The 25,109-nt window shown below is 24.9% G+C and carries 17 protein-coding genes, 3 tRNA genes and 2 pseudogenes; 2 read left to right on the forward strand and 20 right to left on the reverse strand.

Features of this window, described 5'->3' with window-relative positions:
* Positions 1 to 51: 51 nt before the first annotated feature.
* The 9 genes and pseudogenes from hemG to FD726_RS03290 all read right to left on the reverse strand — a co-directional run bounded on the left by hemG (position 52) and on the right by FD726_RS03290 (position 11,904).
* Positions 52 to 582 carry a menaquinone-dependent protoporphyrinogen IX dehydrogenase gene (hemG, locus tag FD726_RS03250; RefSeq protein ID WP_159990164.1) on the reverse strand — a complete coding sequence of 177 codons (531 nt, stop codon included), beginning with the start codon at positions 580 to 582 and terminating at the stop codon, positions 52 to 54.
* 243 nt (positions 583 to 825) lie between these two features.
* A complete protein-coding gene (gene tatC, locus FD726_RS03255; RefSeq protein ID WP_159990165.1) occupies positions 826 to 1,557 on the reverse strand; it encodes a twin-arginine translocase subunit TatC in 732 nt (243 codons plus the stop codon).
* Positions 1,547 to 2,062, reverse strand: coding sequence for a hypothetical protein (locus FD726_RS03260; protein WP_159990166.1), 516 nt, complete (start codon positions 2,060 to 2,062; stop codon positions 1,547 to 1,549). Before FD726_RS03260 ends, tatC begins: the two co-directional genes overlap by 11 nt.
* A gap of 99 nt (positions 2,063 to 2,161) precedes the next feature.
* Positions 2,162 to 2,299 (reverse strand): annotated as a pseudogene (tatA, locus tag FD726_RS03265) (twin-arginine translocase TatA/TatE family subunit); the annotation flags it as partial.
* A 1,505-nt stretch (positions 2,300 to 3,804) separates the two neighbouring features.
* Positions 3,805 to 6,078, reverse strand: coding sequence for a 5-methyltetrahydropteroyltriglutamate--homocysteine S-methyltransferase (gene metE / locus FD726_RS03270; protein ID WP_159990168.1), 2,274 nt, complete (start codon positions 6,076 to 6,078; stop codon positions 3,805 to 3,807).
* A 324-nt stretch (positions 6,079 to 6,402) separates the two neighbouring features.
* Positions 6,403 to 7,356, reverse strand: coding sequence for a magnesium/cobalt transporter CorA (gene corA, locus FD726_RS03275; RefSeq protein WP_159990169.1), 954 nt, complete (start codon positions 7,354 to 7,356; stop codon positions 6,403 to 6,405).
* A 346-nt stretch (positions 7,357 to 7,702) separates the two neighbouring features.
* A pseudogene (gene uvrD / locus FD726_RS03280) lies at positions 7,703 to 9,628 on the reverse strand (DNA helicase II); the annotation flags it as partial.
* A gap of 114 nt (positions 9,629 to 9,742) precedes the next feature.
* Positions 9,743 to 10,567 carry a diaminopimelate epimerase gene (gene dapF, locus FD726_RS03285; RefSeq protein ID WP_204162677.1) on the reverse strand — a complete coding sequence of 275 codons (825 nt, stop codon included), beginning with the start codon at positions 10,565 to 10,567 and terminating at the stop codon, positions 9,743 to 9,745.
* A gap of 101 nt (positions 10,568 to 10,668) precedes the next feature.
* Complete coding sequence (locus tag FD726_RS03290) at positions 10,669 to 11,904, reverse strand: class I adenylate cyclase (protein WP_159990172.1); 1,236 nt, start codon at positions 11,902 to 11,904, stop codon at positions 10,669 to 10,671.
* 259 nt (positions 11,905 to 12,163) lie between these two features.
* Here FD726_RS03290 and hemC point away from each other — a divergent pair, with 259 nt between their 5' ends.
* Both hemC and FD726_RS03300 read left to right on the forward strand, forming a co-directional pair.
* The gene (hemC, locus tag FD726_RS03295) at positions 12,164 to 13,099 is read left to right on the forward strand and encodes a hydroxymethylbilane synthase (RefSeq protein ID WP_159990173.1); all 936 of its coding nucleotides are present in this window, start codon (positions 12,164 to 12,166) and stop codon (positions 13,097 to 13,099) included.
* On the forward strand, positions 13,100 to 13,849 hold the full coding sequence (locus FD726_RS03300; protein WP_159990174.1) for a uroporphyrinogen-III synthase: 750 nt from the start codon (positions 13,100 to 13,102) through the stop codon (positions 13,847 to 13,849).
* 30 nt (positions 13,850 to 13,879) lie between these two features.
* On the opposite strand, the gene FD726_RS03305 is transcribed toward FD726_RS03300, so the two are convergent.
* The 11 genes from FD726_RS03305 to mnmE all read right to left on the reverse strand — a co-directional run bounded on the left by FD726_RS03305 (position 13,880) and on the right by mnmE (position 25,070).
* Positions 13,880 to 13,956, reverse strand: a tRNA-Pro gene (locus FD726_RS03305).
* A gap of 23 nt (positions 13,957 to 13,979) precedes the next feature.
* Positions 13,980 to 14,053, reverse strand: a tRNA-His gene (locus tag FD726_RS03310).
* A gap of 55 nt (positions 14,054 to 14,108) precedes the next feature.
* Positions 14,109 to 14,182 (reverse strand) — tRNA-Arg (locus FD726_RS03315).
* A 118-nt stretch (positions 14,183 to 14,300) separates the two neighbouring features.
* Positions 14,301 to 15,560 (reverse strand): transcription termination factor Rho, encoded by a 1,260-nt coding sequence (gene rho, locus FD726_RS03320; RefSeq protein ID WP_159990175.1) that lies wholly within the window; start codon positions 15,558 to 15,560, stop codon positions 14,301 to 14,303.
* A 291-nt stretch (positions 15,561 to 15,851) separates the two neighbouring features.
* Positions 15,852 to 16,190 (reverse strand): thioredoxin TrxA, encoded by a 339-nt coding sequence (gene trxA, locus FD726_RS03325; RefSeq protein WP_159990176.1) that lies wholly within the window; start codon positions 16,188 to 16,190, stop codon positions 15,852 to 15,854.
* A gap of 599 nt (positions 16,191 to 16,789) precedes the next feature.
* Positions 16,790 to 18,478 carry an ABC transporter substrate-binding protein gene (locus FD726_RS03330; protein ID WP_159990177.1) on the reverse strand — a complete coding sequence of 563 codons (1,689 nt, stop codon included), beginning with the start codon at positions 18,476 to 18,478 and terminating at the stop codon, positions 16,790 to 16,792.
* A gap of 351 nt (positions 18,479 to 18,829) precedes the next feature.
* Entirely contained in the window at positions 18,830 to 19,447 is a 618-nt protein-coding gene (locus FD726_RS03335; protein WP_159990178.1) for a Fe-Mn family superoxide dismutase, read from the reverse strand.
* A gap of 197 nt (positions 19,448 to 19,644) precedes the next feature.
* The gene (fdhD, locus tag FD726_RS03340; protein WP_159990202.1) at positions 19,645 to 20,409 is read right to left on the reverse strand and encodes a formate dehydrogenase accessory sulfurtransferase FdhD; all 765 of its coding nucleotides are present in this window, start codon (positions 20,407 to 20,409) and stop codon (positions 19,645 to 19,647) included.
* Positions 20,410 to 20,537: 128 nt separating this feature from the next.
* The gene (gene glyS, locus FD726_RS03345) at positions 20,538 to 22,601 is read right to left on the reverse strand and encodes a glycine--tRNA ligase subunit beta (protein WP_159990179.1); all 2,064 of its coding nucleotides are present in this window, start codon (positions 22,599 to 22,601) and stop codon (positions 20,538 to 20,540) included.
* 11 nt (positions 22,602 to 22,612) lie between these two features.
* Entirely contained in the window at positions 22,613 to 23,524 is a 912-nt protein-coding gene (glyQ, locus tag FD726_RS03350; protein WP_159990180.1) for a glycine--tRNA ligase subunit alpha, read from the reverse strand.
* A gap of 178 nt (positions 23,525 to 23,702) precedes the next feature.
* Complete coding sequence (gene mnmE / locus FD726_RS03355; RefSeq protein WP_159990181.1) at positions 23,703 to 25,070, reverse strand: tRNA uridine-5-carboxymethylaminomethyl(34) synthesis GTPase MnmE; 1,368 nt, start codon at positions 25,068 to 25,070, stop codon at positions 23,703 to 23,705.
* Between the last annotated feature and the right edge of the window lie 39 nt (positions 25,071 to 25,109).

A 25,109-nucleotide genomic window follows, 5' to 3' on the forward strand; every position in this document is an offset into this window, starting at 1 on the left:
TTAATATAATATATATTATCATATTAAATAATATTATATTATAATTTTTAATTATTTTAATTGCTTAAAATGATTAACAAAAAATTTTACTTTTTCCCAGTCAGTGTATTCAATATCACAATTAAGATCTGTTGCTCCCCCTGTTAAAAACATAATAATTTTAATTATATTTTTATTAAACCAATTATAACGTGAATATTGTAGGGCGCCGGCAAAAACAGCGCAACAATCTGGTTTCCACGGAGAATTAATTAAGAATTTTTTAGTATAAGAATTAGTATTAGGTAAATTTTTATCACTTTTACGAGCAGTAAGATTAACAGAAAAAAAACCACTAATTAGTTTTTTCAGAGTACATAAATTATATTTTATAAATTTATTAACTATGGGATTAAAATGACCGTAATAAATTGAAGCTCCAATTAAAATACGATCATATTGTTTCCAATTTAATTTTATTTTTATTGCATCATTTATATTTATAACATCACATAATTGATTCATTCTAATAATATCGGCTATATAAAAAGAAATTTTTTTTGTTTGTCCATTACGACTACAAAAAATAATTAATGTTTTCATTAATTTATAATCCTTATTCATAATTTTTGTTATGAGTGACTATTTTAAAAATCGTAAATTAACTAAAAACAATCAAGTTATGTGTTATAATTCAATATAATATTTATATATTATCTTAATAAGTTATAAATCAAATATCAATAATTGCTAAATATTTCAGAACAATTTTTCATATCATATGATTATTTGACTAAATTTTAGTTTTACTATGCTATTTTTAATAAGTTATATAAAATCAATAATTTATTTTAATCTGTTGTAGTTTTTTAAATAATAATGTGAAAAAAATAAACCTATTTCAAATAAAAGGTATAAGGGAATAGCAAGTATAATTTGAGATAAAACATCTGGTGTTAATAACATACCAATAATAAAGGTACCAACAAAAATATATGCTCGATTGTTTTTGAGTTTTTTAGTGTCAGTGATACCTATCCAACATAATAATATAATTACTACAGGTATTTCAAAAGAAATACCACATACCATGAATAACCATATTATAAAATCAAGATAATTAGTAATATCAGTAGCAATAGTTACTCCTTTTGGTAAAGCATTAATAAAAAATTTAAATGCCATTGGCAAAATAAAAAAATAAGCAAAAAATACTCCTAAATAAAATAACAATGTACCAAAAATTGCTATAGGTATCAATAAATTACGTTCGTTTTTATAAAGAGCTGGAGCAATAAACGCCCATATCTGATAAATAATTATAGGGACTGAAAGAAAAATAGATACAATAATAGTAAGTTTTATTGGAGTAACAAAAGGAGCAGTAACTGCTGTTGCAATCATTTTTGCACCTTCTGGCATTTGATTTATTAATGGTAACGCTACTAAATTGTAAATATTGTTTGAAAAATAGACAAGTATTAAAAAAACAATACAAATAGTAATAACACAATTTAATACACGTTTTCGTAATTCAATTATATGATCTATAAATAACTGTTTATTTTCAACAATCATTATTGTGGTCACTTTTAGAATAATGTAAATTATCACTATATAAATAATCTAACATTTTCTTTTGAGATAATATTTTTTTATTTAAATATAAGTTTTTTTGTTTCATGTCATATATATTTTTTAATAAAATTGTAAATGATTGATTAATTTCTTTTAGCAATATTTCAAATTGATCAATATCATATTCCTTTTTTTTAAATAGCATGTTATTTTTGCAAGTTTTTTCTAATATAATTTTAATATCATCAACTTCTTTTATTATTTTATTTTTATTATCAATAGTTAAATTATTTAAACTAACATAATCTGCAATGTTCATATTTTTTTCTAAAATTTTTGATTTAAATAAATCAAAAATTTCAATTTTTATGATTGATTGAAGATTTTTTAATAATTTAAAAAATTGTATGATTGTTTTAGCTATAACAGGAAATCTTTTAGGACCTAAGAAAATTAATCCAATTATAAATACTAGCATTAATTCTCCAAAACTAAAGTTTAACACAAGCTATACCTTATCATTGTTTTTCACTTCATCATTATTAAATAAATTTCTTGATTTATCTATGACGATATTTTCATCAATATTATTACTTTGTTCTTGATCATCATTTATAGCCTTTTTAAAACCCCTGATAGAAGCACCTAAATCTGAACCAAGATTACGTAATTTATCGGTGCCAAATAATAGCACAACAATCATAGCGATTATTAATAGTTGCCAAACACTTATGCCATCCATGAAATACCTTCCAATATTTTTTAAATATTAAATAATTTAATTAAACATTTTGATATTATCTAATTTAAAAATATCATTTTCATTAAATTATGATATTTTTTAGTTAAGTTTAAGACAATCTCATTTTTAATAATGACATTAAAAAAAGTAACATGAATACACATTATATTTAATTATTAAAAATTAAATAATAGTTTTAATTATTATATTTTATTACTTAATAAAAGTATGAACAATATAAGTAACATATACTTTCTTATGAATTATAAGATAATCGATTTAATTAACAATTTTAAGTTTATTAATTAATATTATTTTTAATATAAATATATCTATAATTACGTTATGATATATAATAAATTAATATTTATTATTATAATACATTAATATAATAGTTAAAATAGTATTTTAGATAAAAAATTATTTTATCTTGTTATATTATTAAATATTAGTAATCTATTAAATAATTTTTTAATTAATTCATTAATGAGATTCATATTTATGATAATTATGTTTTTTAGATAATTCTAGATCAATAGAATATTTAACATTAATCTATAAATTACAAAATTTTTTTGTATCTTTTTTATAATTAAGATAGGTTTTATCTAAACTATTTTATATCATCAATAAATAATATCATCTGATCATATATTTTTGTTGTATAATTCACTATTTGATTAACATTTATATGGTGATACTCATTTTTTTCCGTAAATGATTTAAAGATAGTAGGACTAAAATGATGTGTTATTTCATATATTTATATAATAAATTAGGTAATTTTTTGAATTTACTTAAACTTATATAATTTTATGGCTTTAATATGTTATTAGATAGCATTTTTGATATTAATTTTATTTTTTGAATAGAAGCATTTTTTTATAATGTCCTATAAATTTACTATTATTTTATATAATTTAACGGTTTCTTAAGATATATTAAAATTTAATTTTTATAATCGTTTGATTTAATTATTTAAGCAATCTTTTTTTGTATTTCAATATTAATTTTTTATTACGAAAGATGACTATTTATTCTTTTATACACATAAAATAACAATTCATTAATATTTAAAGCAATTTAATCTATTGTAGAAAATCTTTTTTTAAACATTATCTATTAAATTTTTGTTTTATATATTTTTGTATATAATGATTTTTTAATAGATTTTTTAACTAAAAGATCAGTAAATATATTATATCTTATATTTTTTAAATATAAATTCTGTAATAAACTTAGTTAATAATACTTATATATTTATAAAACATTTATTAAAAATAATTTATCATTTAATAATGATTATCCATTAGAATTTCTAAAGCAGAAATTCTAATGTTTTAATACGATATTACAGATAAAATTATTTATTATTCTATCTATTAATAATAATTTTATGATATTATTAGTATTTCAATATTTTATAATTTATAAAATTTTTTATTTAAAAAAACCAATTTTACTGTAAATAAATCTTCATATTATATGAAATTAATCAAATTAATTTATCCTACGTTTTCATTACGTAAATCAATAGCTGCTTGTACCATATTTTTTAAAGATTGACGTACTTCATCCCAACTACGAGTTTTTAAACCACAATCAGGATTAACCCATAAACGTTCTTTTGGAATATATTTAGCAGCCATTTTTAATAAATTTTTCATAGATGATACGCTAGGTATATTGGGAGAATGTATATCATATACTCCAGGACCAATTTCATTTGGATATTCGAATGATTCAAAGTATTTTAATAGTTCCATATTAGATCGCGAAGTTTCAATTGTAATAACATCTGCATCTAAATTTGCTATAGAGTCCATAATATCATTAAATTCACAATAACACATATGAGTATGTATTTGTGTAGTATCTTTTACAACTGAAGAAGTTATATGAAAAGCTTCAATAGCCCATTTTAAATAATTTTTCCAATTTGATTTATGTAGAGGTAAACCTTCACGTAATGCTGGTTCATCAATTTGAATAATTCCTATTCCAACTTTTTCTAAAGCTTCTACTTCATCTCTTAATGAAAGAGCTATTTGTTTTGCTACTATTTCTCGAGGTATATCTTCTCTTATAAAAGACCAACATAAAATTGTTACTGGACCAGTTATCATTCCTTTTACTGGTTTTTTTGTCAGTGATTGCGCATATTTTGCCCATTCTATTGTAATATCTTTTGGACGAAATACATCTCCTATAATTATTGGTGGTTTAACACAACGAGAACCATAGCTTTGTATCCAACCGTTTTGTGTAAATACAAAACCATCTAAATGTTCGCTAAAATACTCAACCATATCATTTCTTTCTGCTTCACCATGCACTAATACATCTATATTTAATTTTTCTTGTTCAAAAATGGTTTGTTTTATGTTTTTAAAAATGTTCTCTTTATAGTCATCATAATTTAATTTTCCCTGCTTTAATTTTAAGCGTAAATTACGAATATCAGAAGTTTGTGGGAAAGAACCTATTGTAGTTGTTGGCCAACATGGTAAATTAAATCTTTTATGTTGTAATTTAATACGATTCTTATATGTAACATTACGTTTTACGTTTTTTTTGATAAAATTTTTTATACGTTTTTGTACAATTTGATTATTCACTTTTTTTGAAAAAGGATGAGAAATTATAGAATAACTCCAACTTTCTAAAAGTGATTTATCGTTATTATTAAGAGCATCTCTTAATAATGCAAGTTCTTCACATTTTTGTAATGCAAATGCAAACCAATTACTTACCTCTTTTTCTAAACGTTTTTCATAACTTAAATCTATTGGAGTATGTAATAATGAACATGAAGTACCGATCCAAAAATTTTGACGTTCATCTGTTAATATTTTTAAACGATCAAAACAATTACTTAAATTAGTACGCCAAATATTACGTCCATTAATAATACCTAAAGATAAAATCCATGATTGCGGAATTCTATCATTTAACATTTTAATATCGTCTTTTCCATGAACTACATCAATATGAATACCTTTTACTGGTAATTGACTAATTAAATTTATATTTTGGCTAATGCTATCAAAATAAGTTGTAAGTAATAAATGATCTTTCAAACATAACGTATTATAGGCTATTTCAAATGCATCATGCCATTCTTTAGTTAATTCTAAAGATAATATAGGTTCTTCAATTTGTATCCATTTAACTCCTTTTTTAATTATTTTTGATAATATACATTTATAAGTTGATAAAATATTTTCTAATAAAGAAAGTTTATTAAAATTTTTATCTTTAGTTTTTCCTAACCATAAATAGGTGATTGGACCTAATAATACAGGTTTTATTTTATGATTTAATAATAGAGCTTCATCTATTTCGTCTAATAATTGAGTCCATTGGATCTTAAAATTTTGATTTTCTTCAAATTCTGGAACTATGTAATGATAATTAGTATTAAACCATTTTGTCATTTCAGATGCTTTAGAAGAATTTCCATGATTCGAAACTCCACGAGCTATAAAGAACAAAGTATCTAAATCTACAGTACCATCTGAATTTTGGTGACGTTTAGGGATATTTCCTAATAATAAACTAGTAGTTAATACATGGTCATACCAAGCAAAATCACCTACAGGTAATATATCTATTCCAGCTTTTTTTTGTTGCTCCCAATGACGTTTACGTAATTCAGATCCTATTTTTAATAATTCTTTTTGATTTATATTTCCACTCCAATAATTTTCCTGAGCTTTTTTTAATTCTCTATGAACACCAATACGAGGAAAACCAAGTGTATGGTTTAAAATAGCCATTTGAAGTTCTCCAAAATATTTTTAATTAATTTTTTTATAGAAGTAGACTATATTATTTTCAACGAATATTAATCATATTATTGATATAAATAATATGATTAAATTTCATTCTAAAAAATAATTGTTTAAATTCTTAATATTTATTTATTATATTAATTTATGATAAATTATTTTATTTTCAATAACATTTGTTATTGAAAATAAAAATTAAATATTTTATAAATTAATCAAATTGACAATTGTTGTTATATATTATTAACATAACATATAAATATTAAATGATTATTGAATGGATATGTTTATATCAAGAAATAAATTAATAATTTATAACCAGTTTTTATGCTTAAAATAAAGATATGGAGCTACACCTACTATAATCATTAAGCAAATTACTGCTGGATAACCAAAACTCCATTTCAGTTCAGGCATATACTCAAAATTCATTCCATAACTTGAAGCTAGTAGTGTAGGCGGCAAAAACATTACTGATACTACAGAGAATATTTTAATAATTCGGTTTTGTTCAATATTTATTAACCCCATAGCAGCTTGCATTAAAAAATTAACTTTTTGAAATAAAGATTCATTATGAGGTAATAAAGATTCAATATCTCTGAGTACTTCTCTTGCTTGTTCTAATTGATTAGTAGGTAAACGTCCTTTTCTCAACAAAAAATTAAGTGCTCTTTGAGTATCCATAAGACATAATCTAACTTTCCAGCTTACATCTTCCAATTCAGCTAAACAAGATAGTGATGAATTATATTCTTCACCTTGTTGACCTTCCATTACTACACGACTAAGTTTTTCCAATGCACTATAAATGCTTTCCATAGCATCTGCTAATTGCTCAATTTTTGTTTCAAATAAATCTAATAAAAGCTCAAAGGCATTTCCATCAAGTAATGTTTGATTACGAGCTCGCATTCTATATAATCGAAATGCTGGTAATTCTCTTTCACGTAATGTATACAATCTGCCTTCACGAACAATAAAAGCTACTGTAGAATTACCAGCATGATATTCAGCGTCTTCATAAAAAAAGAATGAATGTATGTGCAAACCGTCGTTATCTTCAAAAAAACGAGCTGATGCTTCAATATCTTCTAGCTCTGGACGTGTAGCTAAATGCTGTCCTAATTCGTATTGAACTAATTTACGTTCATTTTCTTCGGGTTCAATGAGATCTATCCAAATAGCTGATGTTAATTGATCATTTTTTTCCTCAAGTTCTAGCTTTATAAGACGACCAGAATCTAACTTAAATGCATATAGCATATCAACCCTACATAAAAAAATTTATTAATTTAATTTATATTTTAACAATAAAATAAAAAATAATTAAGTTTATTATTTTTTATTTTATTTTATACAAAATAATCATTTATTTATTATGTATGATAAACATATATTTCTACATATGCTATAAATCATAGCTATTTTATTATAATTAAGTTAATTATATTAGAAAACACTGATATAAAAAATTCATTTTAATAAGTTATTAAAATGAATAATTGGTAATGAATAATTGGTTTTGAAATATAAACTACAATAAGCATGCGATATATTTTCTATTTTTAATAGAAAATATATTACACATTTACTTGTTTTTATAAGAATATATTTTTTCTATGCAATTAAATGGTAATTCTTTAATAAAACGAGAAGGCTGACAGTTGATTTCCTTTCCATACAATCGACGAGTTGTAGCATAAGTTAAAGTAAGTTTAAACATTGCTCTAGTAATGCCTACGTAAGTTAAACGACGTTCTTCTTCTAATTTAATATTTTCATACATAGACATCCTGCTTGGCAACATACCTTCTTCCATACCAACAATGAATACTTCACTAAATTCTAATCCTTTTGCTGCATGAATTGTCATAAGTTGTACTACATTATTATTTTTCCATGTATCATCAAGTTGATTTTTATCTTCTTCTAATACAGAATAAGATAGAAATTCTTGTAAAGGTGTTAAATTATTATCTTTGCAATTAAACTGTTGTGTAGCATTTACTAGTTCTTTAAGATTCTCAATTCGATCATAAGATTTTCCTATTTCTTGTTCATACATTGACCACAAACCAGAATCTTTAATAACTATATCTGTTTGTATATAAAGTGGTAATCCAATAGTTTTTTTTATTAAGTTAGTAATTAATTTTATAAAATATTCTAACGAAGCAGTAACACGTTTTGTTAATAGTTTTGATTTTATTAAATTATTAGTAGAATTCCATAATGTTAATTTCTCTTTCTGAGCAAATTCACGTATTATACTAACTGTACGTTCTCCTATACCACGTTGTGGAGTATTAATTATACGTTCAAAAGCAATATCATCATTTTTATTGTTTATAATACGCAAATAAGCAATTACATCTTTAATTTCCTTACGTTCAAAAAATTTCATTCCACCGTAAATACGGTATGGAATTTTTTTATATAGAAGTGCATCTTCTAATATACGTGATTGAGCATTACTACGATAAAGAATTGCGCAATCTAAAAATTTATTTCTTTCTTTCTGTAATTTTTTTATACAATTAGTTACGAAATTAGCTTCATCTAATTCATTGATAGCTTTATAAATAGATACAGGTGCACCGTCTGTTCTATTTGTCCATAATTTTTTACCCATACGTATGCTATTATTAGCAATAAGAGTATTAGCAGTTTGTAAAATTTTGTTAGTAGAACGATAATTTTGTTCTAATCTTATAATTTCTGTCTTAGGATAATCGGTTAAAAATTTTTGTATATTTTTGACTTTAGCTCCTCGCCAACCATAAATAGATTGATCATCGTCACCTACTATGATTACCTTACCTTTGTTACCAGCTAATATACGAGTCCACTCATATTGAATGCAATTTGTATCTTGAAACTCATCAACCAATATATTATTAAAACGATTCTGATAGTAGCCAAGAATATCTGGTCTATTAAGCCATAGTTCATAGCTACGTAAAATAATTTCTGCAAAATCAACTAAACCTATACGATCACATGCTTCTTGATATTCTTTATAAATATGCAACCAATTTTTTTCTATAAAGTTATTGCTAACATTTTTTGGTCGTAATCCTTCATCCTTTTTGTTGTTAATGTACCACATAGCTTTATTTGCTGACCATTTTTTTTCGTCAAAATTCATATTTTTTATTAAGGATTTTATAAAACGTAATTGATCTTCATTATCTAAAATTTGAAAGTTTTTCGGTAAATTAGCTTCTATATGGTGTATTCTAAGTATACGATGTGCTAAACTGTGAAAAGTGCCAATCCACATTTTATCTTTACTTAAATTTACGAGTTTATCCACACGATTACGTATTTCTGTAACAGCTTTATTAGTAAAAGTTACAGCTAGAATTGAACTTGGAAGACACTTATCTATTAATAATAGCCAAGCAATACGATGCACTAATATCCTTGTTTTTCCACTACCTGCACCTGCTAATACTAATAAATTACTACGTGGAGCTGAAACAGCTGCACGTTGTTTATCATTTAAACCTTCTAGAATTTTAAGAATTTTCATTATTAATGATATAGTAGTAAATATAATAAAAAAATTAATTATTGTTAAATATAAATGATTGACATAAAAATATGTTATATTATAAATATATACATATAATCATGATAATTATTTCTATATATATATAGAACCATCATAAACGTGTTTAGCAGGACCCTTCATGTAAATTGATTTTCCAGGTCCTTTCCAGGAAACATATAATATTCCTCCCGGTAATTCTACTCGTACTTCTGATGATAATAAACCTTGCATAATACCGCAAGCAACAGAAGCACATGCTCCACTACCACATGCATATGTTTCTCCTATATCTCGTTCATATACACGTAAACGAATATGATTGGAATTGATGATTTCCATAAAATTAACGTTGGTTAATTTAGGAAAATAATAATGTTTTTCTATTATAGGCCCTAATGAACTTACTTGAGCAGTATTTACATTTTCTACTTGAATTATACAATGGGGGTTTCCAATTGATACCATTCCAAAATTTAAATATTTATCTTTAATTTTAATAGAGTAAAATTTCTTAAATTTATTTGTTTTAAATGGGATTGCACTTGGATCGAAATTTGGCTCATTCATATCTACACATATTAAATTATCTTTCATTATCTTTAATAACATGTTTGTAGTTTTTGTACTTACTCTAATGTTATTTTTATTTGTTAATCCTTTTAATTTTACAAAAAGGGCAAAACAACGTGCTCCATTACCACATTGAAATACTTCACTACCATTAGCATTAAAGATTTTATAATGAAAATCGCAATCAGGATTGTTAGATGATTCAACAATTAATAATTGATCAAATCCTATGCCTAAGTGACGATCGGATATTTTACGAATAATTTCTGATGATAAATTAAAATTTTGTCTTATACCATCTATAATCATAAAATCATTACCTAAACCATGCATTTTAGAAAATTCAATTTTCTGTTTCATTTCTATACCATAAACTAATTATTTATCAAATAAAATACCTATTATAAAATAATTTTTGATAAATCTACCATTTATAAAAACTAAAATTTTTATTTTTTTATCTTATTATTAAACTTTATAAAGTGATTATGAATTATTTTTATTGTATTTAATAATTCGTTATGTATTTCATATATAATATTTGATTTTTTATTAATATTATTATCAAGTTGTTTTAATTCTTTTTCATTCCATCCCCAATATTTGACTAGTCTTATTAAAATTTTTCGGCGCCAGTTAATTGAATCATTATTTTTTTTACTAGTAAGTTTCTCAGATACTTTATAATAAAAACAGCAACGAACTAGATAGAGACGTATATTATCTTTTGTAGCTATTAAATAATTTGTTATACGATTTAACATCATACAATATGGATCAAGACCAAAACAAATAATTTCACCCTTATGTAAACATTCTTTAACATCAAGGGATAATAATTTTGTATTTGGGTATTCTATACTATAAGCTTCAATTAATAATGTTTTAAGTAATGATTTATAAGGAGAACTAATACTCTTATGAATATTTAATAAAATTATATGTAAATATTCTTCAATCTTTAAAGAACTAAAATCACCTAAATCAAACCATTCATCTCGAATCAGTATCCCCTTTTTATATAGTAAGATAATATATTCTTCATATTGATATTTTTCATTATATGGTATTATTGGCCACAAAATTCTTTTACCTGCTATACGAAATGAAGTACGATAAAATTCATCTAATAAAAATATATTATTAATGCAATTAAAGTTTTTTTTACTAAAATCATTTATTTTTTTGTATTGTAAAGCATTTTCATCAATTAAAAAAAAATTAATTTTAACTCCTATTAAATTGCACCAATTCTTTAATGCCATACATTTGATTTTTAAATGTTCAACCTCTTGATTATTTAACCAAGACTTATAAAATACCCAAATATCTAAATCTGAATTATTATTTTGACAAATAGAAGAAGTACTTCCCATAGAATAAATACCTGTAATTGGCATTTCATCTTTTGGTATATTTAGTTTTTTGCTATTGCCTATCAAATTAATCAATAATTTATATTGATTTTTATCAGGTACGAATGAACTTATTCCATACGGCACTTTACCTTCAGTATACCCAGGTATTAATGGATGTTGATAATGTAAAAAAATCGGTATTAAGTGATAAATTTTTCGTAAATCAAAATGCATATTAGATAATGCTCGATTTACTCGAAGTTCATAAATAGCATCTAATCTTTTTTTTACAGTTAGTATATTATAAATACTAAAATCGTTTTTCACTTATTTTAAGTGTCTAATTCATGTTCTATAATTTCGTTATATTATTATAATATTTTCATTGCAAACTAACAACAAAACCTATTTATTTACTATATTTTATTTTATAAATAATTTATTTAAATATTCTATGATATGTAACAAATTGTTTTATTTATTAATTTTTTATACAATTTCTTTCACATTTTTACAGCTTATATTGGTCAAACAATATAATTTATAATACAGTAAAATAAAATATAACTAAAAGACAACTAATCACATGTTAAAGAAAGTATTAAAAATTGCAACAAGAAAAAGTCCTTTAGCTATATGCCAAGCTACATATGTTAAAAATCTACTTAATAAGATATATCCAAAGTTAAATATAAAATTAGTTCCTGTAGTTACACAAGGTGATATTATACTTGACAAATTAATTTTTAAAATAGGTGGAAAAGGTATCTTTGTTAAAGAACTGGAACAATTAATACTGCAACATCAAGCTGATTTAGCAGTACACTCAATAAAAGATCTACCTGCAAAACTTCCTGAAGGTTTAGGTTTAGTAACTATTTGTAAAAGGGAAAATCCTTATGATGTAATTGTATCTCATGAATATAGTTCAATAGACGATCTACCAAAAGGAGCAGTAATAGGTACTTCGAGTCTTCGTAGAGGATGTCAAATTATTTCTTATCGTCCAGATTTATTAATTCATTCAATCAGAGGTAATATTGGTACAAGGATAGATAGATTAAGTAGAGGAAAGTATGACGCAATAATTATCGCTGCTGCAGCACTTAATAGACTAGGTTTAAAACATAAAATCAAACACCAAATAATTCCTGCTAATATTTTATTACCAGCAGTTGGACAAGGTGCTATAGGAGTCGAATGTCGTCTAGAAGATAATAATTTAATTCGTCTTCTTAAAGTATTAAATCATGAAGATACTGCAGTATGCGTAAAGGCAGAACGTGTAATGAATAATTATCTTCAAGGAAACTGTGAATTACCTATAGCTAGTTTTGGAGTTTTAGAAGGTGATGATATATGGCTACGTGGTTTGATAGGAACACCTGATGGAAGCCTTATTATAAAAAATGAAATTCGAGGTTCTCGATTAAAATATAAAGAGATGGGAATCATATTAGCAAAAAAGTTGCTTAGTAGTGGTGGACAAAAAATTTTAAATATACTACATGAAAATAATTAAATGAAAATTTTAATAATGCGTCCCGAATCAGATTCTCAAGAACTTGTCTTACGTCTACGATATTTAGGAAAACAAGCCTGGAGCTTGCCTTTAATTGAATTTAAACCAGGAAATGACTTAAATTACCTTCCTTTCTATCTCACTAATGTATTATGTACTGCTGATCTAGTATTTATACTATCAAAACAAGCTGTTCATTTTGCTAATGATATAATGGAAAAATATAATATATCTTGGCCAGTTAATTTAAATTACTATGCAATTGGTTATACAACAGCTTTAGCATTTAAAACAGTTAGTAATTTAAAAATAAAATATCCTAAAACTAAAGAAAATAGTGAAGAATTAATTTCCTTAACTAAGTTAGATAAAATAAAAAATAAAAATGCTATAATATGTGGTGGAAATTCAAGTAGAGGACTTTTGAATAAAACACTATTAGATTTTAATATAAAAGTATTTTATATAGAATGTTATAAATCAATTAAAAAAATATATGATGGAAATATTGAAGGTAAAAGGCTAAGAACATTAGGTATTAATACTTTAGTAATAACTAGCGGTGATATGTTAAAACAAATATTTTATTTATTTTCTGAAAATGATCGTAAAGAATGGTTGCTTAAATGCAAATTAATAGTGGTTAGCGAACGTTTATTCAACATGGCTTATCAGTTAGGTTGGAAAAATATATCTATTACCGAAAAGGCTAACAACGAATCGATTATTAAAATATTATTAAATAGTTAATAAATAAAGAAACATAAAAATAATTTTTATTGGTCGGCGAGAGAGGATTTGAACCTCCGACCCACTGGTCCCAAACCAGTTGCGCTACCAAACTGCGCTACCCGCCGTAGTTTATATTATTACTATTTTGGGTGACTAGTGGGACTCGAACCCACGACTACTGGAATCACAATCCAGGACTCTACCAATCTGAGCTATAGCCACCAAATGCGTTAGTATACCATACTGTATAATTATTTGTATATTTATAATTTAATACTGCGCCCGACAGGATTTGAACCTGATACCTCTGCCTTCGGAAAGCAGCACTCTATCCAACTGAGCTACGGACGCATATAAAATATTAGTTCAAAATATATTATAGATTAATTATAATAATATTAATAATAAACATTTAACATACAATTTATTAATAACATTATTATAATTCACACCTAATTATAATTCATACCTAAGAACGTTTCATCATATCAAAAAAATCATCATTAGTTTTAGTCATAGCTAACTTATTAATCAAAAATTCCATTGCATCTATTTCTCCCATTGGATGCATAATTTTTCGTAAAATCCACATCTTTTGTAATTCTTCTTGTAAAGTTAAAAGTTCTTCTTTTCGTGTTCCAGAACGATTATAATCAATTGCTGGAAAAACTCTTTTTTCAGCAATCTTTCTGGATAGATGTAATTCCATATTACCTGTTCCTTTAAATTCTTCATAAATTACTTCATCCATTTTGGAACCAGTATCAACTAAAGCAGTTGCAATAATAGTTAAACTTCCACCTTCTTCTACATTACGTGCTGCTCCAAAAAATCTTTTCGGGCGGTGTAATGCATTAGCATCTACACCACCAGTTAATACTTTACCAGAAGCAGGTACCACTGTATTATAAGCCCTTGCAAGACGTGTAATAGAATCAAGTAAAATTACTACATCTTTTTTATGTTCTACCAAACGTTTAGCTTTTTCAATAACCATTTCAGCAACTTGAACATGTCTAGATGCTGGTTCATCAAAAGTAGAAGCTATTACTTCTCCTTTTACTAACCTTTGCATTTCAGTTACTTCTTCTGGTCTTTCATCTATAAGAAGAACCATTAGAACACAACATGAATAATTATGTGCTAAACTCTGTGCGATATTCTGTAGTAACATTGTTTTCCCTGCCTTAGGAGGAGCAACTATTAAACCACGTTGACCAAGACCAATAGGGGATGCTAAATCTAATACACGAGTTGTTAAGTCTTCAGTAGATCCGTTACCACGTTCCATTCTTAGACGATGATTAGCGTGTAATGGAGTAAGGTTTTCAAATAAAATTTTATTACGTGCATTTTCAGGTTTATCATAATTTACTTCATTAACTTTTAATAGAGCAAAATAACGTTCTCCTTCTTTAGGAGGACGAATTTTTCCAGAAATAGTATCTCCAGTACGCAGATTAAATCTACGAATTTGACTAGGAGAAACATAAATATCATCTGGACCTGCTAAATAAGAACTGTCTCCTGAACGAAGAAATCCAAATCCATCTTGCAATATTTCTAGCACTCCATTACCAAAAATATCTTCACCACTTTTTGAATGTTGTTTTAAAATTGAAAAAATGATATCTTGTTTACGCATTCGAGCTTGATTATCTAGCCCCATTTTTTCGCCTAATTTAATTAATTCAGTAACAGGCGTATTTTTTAGTTTGGTAAGGTTCATATTGAATGGGTTCTTAAAATCATGAGGAGAGCTTCAATATTACTGGAAATATTATTAGAGATTAATATGATAAATAACCTACTATAACTTATAGCCATTACTTACAAAATAATCCTGGAAATAAAAACCATTGAAAGTATCGATATTGAAAGCAACGATGTCAAAAAAAGAGAAATATTAAAATTTATCAAAATTTTACCATTGTATAATAAATAATTATTATCTAACTATTATTTTTAATATATAAAATTGCATTTTTCATAAAAAGATCCTTGAACATAACATGTTCAATTATTTTGCGAGATTTTTGTCTAAAAATTCTTTCAATTGCGCTTTAGATAAAGAACCCACCTTTGTTGCTAAATTTTTACCATTTTTAAACAAAATTAATGTTGGAATACCCTTAATCCCATATTTTTGTGCTTTTCCAGGATTTTCATCAACATTAAGTTTAGCAACAAGTAATTTATCTTTATATTCTTCTGCAATTTCATCAATAATTGGCGACATTGTTTTACAGGGACCACACCATTCAGCCCAAAAATCAACTAATGCAGTAACATCACTTTTTAATATGTTTTCATCAAAATTATTATCGGTTAGATTAATAATTATATTATTGTTACTCATTTGAAACTCCAATTATAGTCATAATATTTTATAAAAAGAAGAAATATTGCCTAAATTAGATTAGTTAGTGTTTTTTGAAATAATACAGTTACTACACTCAAAATAAAAATCATTAACTACTTACCTTAATCAATAATAATAAAAAAATCAAGGAAAATTTATGTATAATTCATTGAAAATAGATATCATGATATGTTTAATTATATAGTTAGTGAATTTATTATTAAGTAAACATACTTTTTGATTCTTTATTCAAAGATATAAAAATAACATGTCTATTAGGATATAATAAATCAAATAAAAAATCAATAAGTATAATTTTTTTATTTGATTTATGATTAAAATAATGGTTAACATTATTTATTATAAACACATAATATTATATTAAGTAAAATAATAATCCAGTACCACAAATTATCATAAGACATATTATAAATAACATAATACATTTTTATAAAAATGTGGTACAGAATTATTTTAATTTTAAAATTTTTTATATTTAAAAATTTGTTAATTTATTTATAAATTGGTAATTTTTATTAATTTTGTTAAAAATTTCTTTTTATGATTTTTAGAAAATCCAATAATAATTACAATTATTACTCATTAAGATCAATTTTATCAAAATGGTGCTTACCTAGCGGATCTACTAAGTATCCCGTAACTTTTTTATTAACTGGTTCCAGTATTTGCGAATGAGCTATTATAAAAATAGGTAAATTATTATGCATAATCATTTGTGCATGTCTATAAAAATCAATACGTTGTTGTATAGTAACTTTTGGAGAATGAGCTAAATCAATTTTTTCGTTAAAAGGTTTATAACACCAGTGGGAATAATTTAAAGTATTTCCTTTTTCTTTAGAACAGTTAAATAGTTCTTTGAACAAATTATAAGGATTTCCGTTATTACTATTCCAACTCATTATTATAGCTTGATTTTTACCAGAATTTGAATATTTTAAATAATCATCAGATGATTTATTATAATTAACTATTTTAGCTTTTACACCTATTTTTGCCCAATCAGCTTTTATCATTTCTGCCATTTTTTGAATGTCATAAGTATTAGTATTATTTTGACCTTCAGGTATCGTCCATAATTCAATGGAAAAATCATCTTTTATACCAGATTGTTTTAATAAATTTTTAGCTTTTATAGGATCATACTGATAATTTTTAATTGATTTATTATGTCCTAACATAATTGACGGGATAATATTTTCTGAAATTTGACTACTATCTTGATAAATAGAATGTATAATTGCTTCTCTGTTTATTGCTATAGATAAAGCTTTACGTATTTCTAATTTATTAAGAGGTTTCTTTTCAGTATTAAAAGAAATGAAATGAACATTCAATCCTGGTTGTTTTACTATATTGATGTTATTATCTTTTTTGATATTTTCTAAATCAGATAATTTTGGATAAGACATAACATGACATTTGCCATTTTTAATTTTTTCGTAACGAATCGTAGCATCTGGGATAATAGAATATATTAAATAATCAATTTTTGGCTTTTCTCCCCAATAATCAGGATTTACCTTATATTTTATATTCTTATCCTTTTTATATATTATTAATTGAAATGGACCAGTTCCTACTGGATTAGTATCAATTTTTTCAGGAATTCCTTTCTTTAGTAAATTTTCTGAATATTCTTTTGAAAGAATAGATGAAAAATCCATAGCTAAATTAGATATAAAATTTATTTCTGGATAATTTAAATAAAATTTCACTTTATTATTATCTATTTTTTCAATTTTACTTATTAATTTAGACATTCCGGTTTCTTCAAAATATTTATAATGACCGCCAGAAATATTATGATATTTATTTTCTTTATTAAATTGACGATCAAAAGTAAATATTACGTCATCGGCATTAAATTCTCTAGTTGGTTGGAAATATTTAGTAGATTGCCATTTTACTCCTTTGCGCAAGTTAAAAGTATAAACTTTACCATCTGAACTAATATCCCATGATTTAGCTAGTCCTGGTTCTATATCAACAGTACCAGTTTTAAATTCAACAAGTCTATTATAGATGGGAACAGAACTAGCGTCATAAGTTGTATTTGAAGTAAATAATTGCGGATTAAAACCTTCAGGAGAACCTTCAGAGCAGTATATCAAAGTTTTTGCTTGTGTATTATTAGAAGATATTAATATAAAAACTGCACTAATAAACCCCAAAATATTTCTATATTTTATTATATTAAAAAAACAATTAGTAATGCCTTTTATGTCATTTCTATCATTTTTGAAATGCAAATTCGCGAGCATTCATAGATCTCCATCAGAGATGTGTTATTACTTCAAAAGGAAAAACAATAAAATTAAATATAATATTTTTTCCTTCCTTATTATGTATAAAAACAAAATTTATAAGATATTATCAATAACTAAATATAATATGTTTTTTAAGTAATATAACGATTATATAATAAAAATTAAGCTTAAATACAACCGTAGCTACTAAGATTCAAGATTTAAACAAATTATAATGAAATTAAAGATAATGAACTTATATTTGTCAAAAAATATATTTAAAATTTACTATTAATTAAATATTTTTTATATTTTTTTGTTTTTATTCTCACATTTAAGATAGTTTATTAATATAATATTATCTTGCTAAATTTGTAAGTCAAAACGATCTTCTGCTTTTTTCCAGTTAATCACATTCCAGAACGCTTTTATATAATCAATTCTTCTATTTTGATATTTAAGATAATAAGCATGTTCCCATAGATCTAAACCTATTATTGGATAACCAGAAACACCAGCAATTAATTTACCCATTAAAGGATTATCTTGATTTGCAGTTGAAACAATAGACAAATTATTATTATTTTTTATTAGCCATACCCAACCTGATCCAAAACGCGATAAAGCAATTTTTTCAAATTCTTCTTGAAATTTAAAAAAACCATCAAATGTATTTTCAATAGCATATTTTAAACTTCCTTGTAAAACACTATTTAATTTTAAACTTTGCCAAAAAAAAGAATGATTAGCATGACCGCCAGCATTATTTCTTAATGCATCGCGGATATTAATAGGTAATTCGTTTAATTTTGTAATTAAATCTTCAACTGGTAGTTCAGCTAATTTTGTATCTTTTAGTAAGATATTAGCATTATTTATATAAGTTTGGTGATGCTTGGTATGATGAATTTCCATTGTTTTTTCATCAAAATATGGTTCTAAAGCATCGTATGAATATTGTAACTGCGGCAGTGAATAACTCATATTATTAACTCTCCAACAAATAAATAATTATTAAACATATTTTATTATTAAGTAATATATTATTTAATATTTATTAAATTTTTTTAAGAATTGATAATTAACATGAAAAATAAAAAATTGATCTATTTTAGTACTAATTATAAATAGTTACAATATATTCCAATTTCATATTGACATTTTATAATATTAATTATCTTTTATATTAATCTTTGAGGATTAGAATATATAGTATAACATCCAGGTTTTGAAAAACCTACAAGAGTTATATTATATTTCTCTGCCATTTCAACTGCTAATGCAGTAGCTGCAGATAAAGCAAATATTATTTCAATACAACAAATTGCAGATTTTTGAATTATTTCATAACTAGCTCTACTAGATATCAAAATTGCACCTTTTTTATCTTTTATTTTTCCTATATATCCTAATAGTTTATCTAAAGCTACATGACGACCTACATCTTCATATCCACATATTAACTGACCTGTATTTTTTATCCATAATGCAGCATGAGTACAGTTAGTTTTTATTCCAATAGGTTGATATTCTTTGAGCTTTTTGATTGCAATATCAATATGTTTAAGATTGATTTTTTGACTAAATGGCAATGGTTTAATATTATAATTAATAGCTTGATTTAATTGTTCAATACCACATATACCACATCCAGTTCTCCCTAACATTGCTCTTTTCTTTATTTTAAAAGCTTCGAAACAACGAGAAGAAATATCCATTTGAATTTCGATGCCACATATATTAAATATAATATCTATACCCAATATATCATTATAGGAATTAATGATACCTTCTGAAAGAGAAAATCCAATTCCAAATAGATCTAAATTTTGCGGAGTAACCATCATAACTACATAAGATATACCATTATATATCAAAGCAGCAGGATATTCTTCTGCTAAAAAATCGTTTTTTATACTAGAGAAATAATCATTATTTTTCCAAATTTTTTTTTTACTATAGTTTTAATATTAATTGATTGTATTGTATTTTTTCTTATATTTTCTTTCATATTAAAATTCCAGTAAAATAATTGTATAATAAAATGAGAAAAATTATTTATAATCATATTTTATTATTTTAATAAAGATATATCTGCAATTTGTAAAAACAGAGATCTTATTTTTGACAATAATGTCAAACGATTGATATGTATATTTTCATCAAAAGTATTAATTTGTACTTTATCAAAAAATTTGTCTATTATTGAACTTAATGTAGTTAATTCAATTAATGCTTCTGTATATAATCCTTTGGAAAAATATGGTTGTAATTTAATTGTTAAATTTGATATATTATTTAATAACTCTATTTCTTCTTTTTGTTTTAATAAAGATATATTTATGACATGACATACGGTATGATTGGACTTTATTAAAAAATTAGAAACTCTTTTATTGATAACTATTAGTTTATTAGATTCTTTAAGAGATAAAAAATAGGATAAAGCTTGCATGCGTAGGTCAAAATCTGCTGGATATAATGGACGAACTGATAACACTGCTTTAAAAATATTGATATCAAAATCAATATAAAATTTTTCAAGACGCTTAAACATAAAGTTTAAGATATTATTAATAATATCTTTAATAATTAATTTATCTTTATATATACTAACTGCTTCCTGTACTAGATCTTCTAAACTTAAAGGTAATTTTTTCTCAATAATAATTCTTAGTATTCCAGATGCAGCACGACGAAGAGCTAGGGGGTCTCTACTACCTTTAGGGATTTCATTTATACCGAACATTCCTACTAAAGTATCTATTTTATCAGCAATAGATAGCGTACATCCTATCAAACTAGAAGGTATTGTGTCTTTAGAAAAAGATGGTTTATACTGTTCACTTAGTGCAAATGCAATATCTCTATTTTCCCCATTATATATTGCATAATACATGCCCATGATACCTTGCATATCAGGAAATTCACATACTACTCTAGTAATTAAATCACATTTTGATAATAAACTAGCTCGTATAGAATATTCTACGTTAGCACCTATTTTTTGAGCAATCCACTTAGATAAGTGCTGTATTCTTTTAGTTTTATCTCGTAATGAACCTAATTTTTTATGAAATATTACTTTTTCTAATAACTGTAAATTATCTAATAAAACTCTTTTTTTATCATGATCGAAAAAGAATTTAGCATCTTCTAAGCGAGCATTTAATACTTTTTCATTCCCAATAATTATATCGTTATTGTCATTAGATTCTATATTAGTAATAAAAATAAAATTAGACAATAAATTACCCTTAATACCATATATTGGAAAATATTTTTGTACGTTTTCCATTATATGAATCAGTAGTTCATTTGGAATATTTAGAAATTCTTCTTTAAAGCTAGCATGTAAAATAATTGGCCATTCAACTAAAGATGTTACCTCTTGTAATAATTCATCATTCAGGTATATTTTACCACCTAATTTACATGAAGTTAATTCTATACCATTTTTTATTATTTCTTTGCGTTTTTTATAATCTGCAATTACCTTACCTTTTTCTAAAAGAACTTGAGGATATTCATCTGCATTAATCAACTTAATTTTACTATGTCCCATAAAACGATGACCGTAAATTATCCGTTTAGATTTAACTCCGAATAAAATACTGGGAATTAACTTATCTCCAAATAATATTGTAATTGTATGAACTGGACGAATAAATTTTATATTATTTTCACCCCATCTCATTAATTTGGGTATAGATATTTTTTTTATTGCTTTTTCAATAATTTCTGGCAATAATAAATTTGTTTTTTTACCTTTAATTATTTTACGACAAATCAACCATTCACCTTTAGTAGTATACAGGGTTTCTAATTCAGAAATAGGTACTTTGTTAAAATGTATCCATGTATTGGCTTTTTCTGTGATATTTCCCTTAATATCAAATGCTTCTGTTAATTTAGGTCCCCTTTTTTCAATTACTCTATCAACTTGATAGGTATTTAAATGCATTACTTTTAAAGCTAAACGTCTGGGAGAAGCAAACCAAATTACTTTTTTATAAACTAATTGAAAAACTTTAAGTTCTGCGATAATATTTTCATAAAATAATTGTGCTAAACCATAAAGCATCTTTGGTGGAAGTTCCTCTGTACCTATCTCCACTATTAAAGTTTTTCCACTCATTTACAACCTCTTCATTTTTTTAAATTACACATTGGAAAACCTAATGCTTTACGGGAAATATAATACGCTTCTGCAATAGATTTAGTTAGGTTACGAATACGTAAAATATAGCATTGACGTTCAGTTACTGAAATAGCTTTACGAGAATCTAAAATATTAAAACTATGAATTGCTTTCAAAACACACTCATAAGCTGGTATTGGTAAAGGGGTTTGTAAACTTAATAAATATAAAATTTCTTTTTCATATTGCTCAAAGCGAATGAATAAAAAATCAGTATTAGCATATTCAAAGTTATACGCTGATTGTTCTAATTCATTTTTATAAAATATATCTCTATAAGTAGTTATACCATATAAACCGTTATTCCATACTAAATCATATACGTTATCAACACGTTGTATAAACATTGCAATTCTTTCCAAACCATAAGTAATTTCTCCAGTAACAGGTCTGCAATCAATACAACCAATTTGTTGAAAATAAGTAAATTGAGTAATTTCCATACCGTTAAGTAACACTTCCCAACCCAGCCCCCAAGCTCCTAAAGTTGGATTTTCCCAATCATCTTCTACAAAACGTACATCTTGTACTGCAGGATTTATATTCAGTTTTTTTAGTGAATTTAAATATAGTTCTTGAATATTTTTAGGTGCAGGTTTTATGATAACTTGAAATTGAAAATAGTATTGTAAACGGTTTGGATTTTTACCATAACGACCATCATTAGGTCGACGCGCAGGTTGAACATATGCTGCTGCAATTGGTTCAGGTCCCAATGCATTTAAACAAGTTATTGGATGAGAAGTTCCTGCTCCTACTTCTATGTCTAAAGGTTGTATAATTATACATCCTTGCCGTAACCAATATTCTTGTAAGGTTAAAATTAATCCTTGGAATGTTTTTATATCAAATTTTTTCATTATACATTTAAAATTTATTAAATATTAAAAAACAATCATAAAATATTCTTTTATAGAGATAAAATTATTTATATACTGAAATAGGTAATTTTTAGTTAAATTTATTTGATTTATAATAAATAACCAAAGAATTTTTTATTATTACACTCAGTAGGTTAATTTTTGATAAAAGATAATATTATTTTCCTATACAAAAACTAGAAAAAATTTTGTTCAATAAATCTTCAGAAGTAAAAGATCCAGTAATTTTATTTAATTCTCGTTGTACAAATCTCAGATCTTCAGCTATAAGTTCTTCTGTGTAGTAATTCATCAACAATTTATTATTAATTTTTATTAAATGCTTATATGCTACTTCTAAAGCATGAATATGTCTTCGTCTAGCAATAAAATTACCTTCTACTGTGTTTTTTAAACCCATAATTTTCTTTAGATATTGAAATAAATATTCCATTCCAGCATTTGTTAATGCAGATAAATGAATTATTGTAAATCCATTAATTTTAGTAATACCCACAGGTTCTCTAGTAATATCTGCTTTATTCCTAATTATTGTGATAGGCACTTGAATAGATAAATCATATAAAAAATTTAATAACATTTCTACAGATTTTTCTGTTGTTACCTTTATTCCATCAACTACAAATAAAACATGATCTGCTTTTTTAATCTCATTGAAAGCTTTTTTTATACCAATACTTTCAATTTCGTCTAGAGAGTTACGTAACCCTGCTGTATCTAATATACGCAGAGGTATCCCATCAAGATTTACATAATCATGTAATATATCACGAGTTGTGCCAATTATATTTGTGACAATAGCCATTTCTTTTTTTATTAACGAATTAAATAAACTAGATTTACCAACATTAGGATTTCCAGCAATGACTATTGTCATACCTTCATTTAATAAACAACCCTGATTTGAATCTGAAATTAATTGTTTTAAATTATTAATGATATTTTTTATATTACTATAAATTTCTTTTTTAGAAATACTTTTAATGTCTTCGGTAGAAAAATCAATAGATGTCTCTATAGAAATTCTCAGATTAATAATTTTTTCTGTTATTTTATTTACGTGAGATGAAAATACACCTTGCAATGAATTAACTGCTGACATAGCTGCTCGTACCGAACTGGCATTAATTAAATCTGCAATTGCTTCCGCTTGTGTTAAATCAATTTTTCCATTTATAAATGCTCTTTGAGAAAACTCACCTGGATTTGCAATACGTACCTTAGGTAAACTTATTATAGATTTTAATAATAAATCTAAAATTATCGGACCTCCATGACAATGAAGTTCTAAAACATCTTCGCCAGTGAAAGAATGTGGATTAGGAAACCATAAAGCAATTCCTTTATCTAACATTATGCCATTAAAATCATTAAAAGGGAGATAATCAGCGTAACGAGGTCTGGGAATTTTATATAATATTTTTTTAGCAATTTCTGCAGCTTTAATTCCAGAAACACGTAAAACCCCTATACTACCGTATCCAATAGGTGTTGCCTGTGCAACAATCGTATCATTTTGATTCATATCTAATAGTTATTTTAAATAATAAAATTTTTGTTTAAT

This window comes from Pantoea sp. SoEX, from assembly GCF_009829945.1.
Lineage (GTDB): Bacteria > Pseudomonadota > Gammaproteobacteria > Enterobacterales > Enterobacteriaceae > Pantoea_C.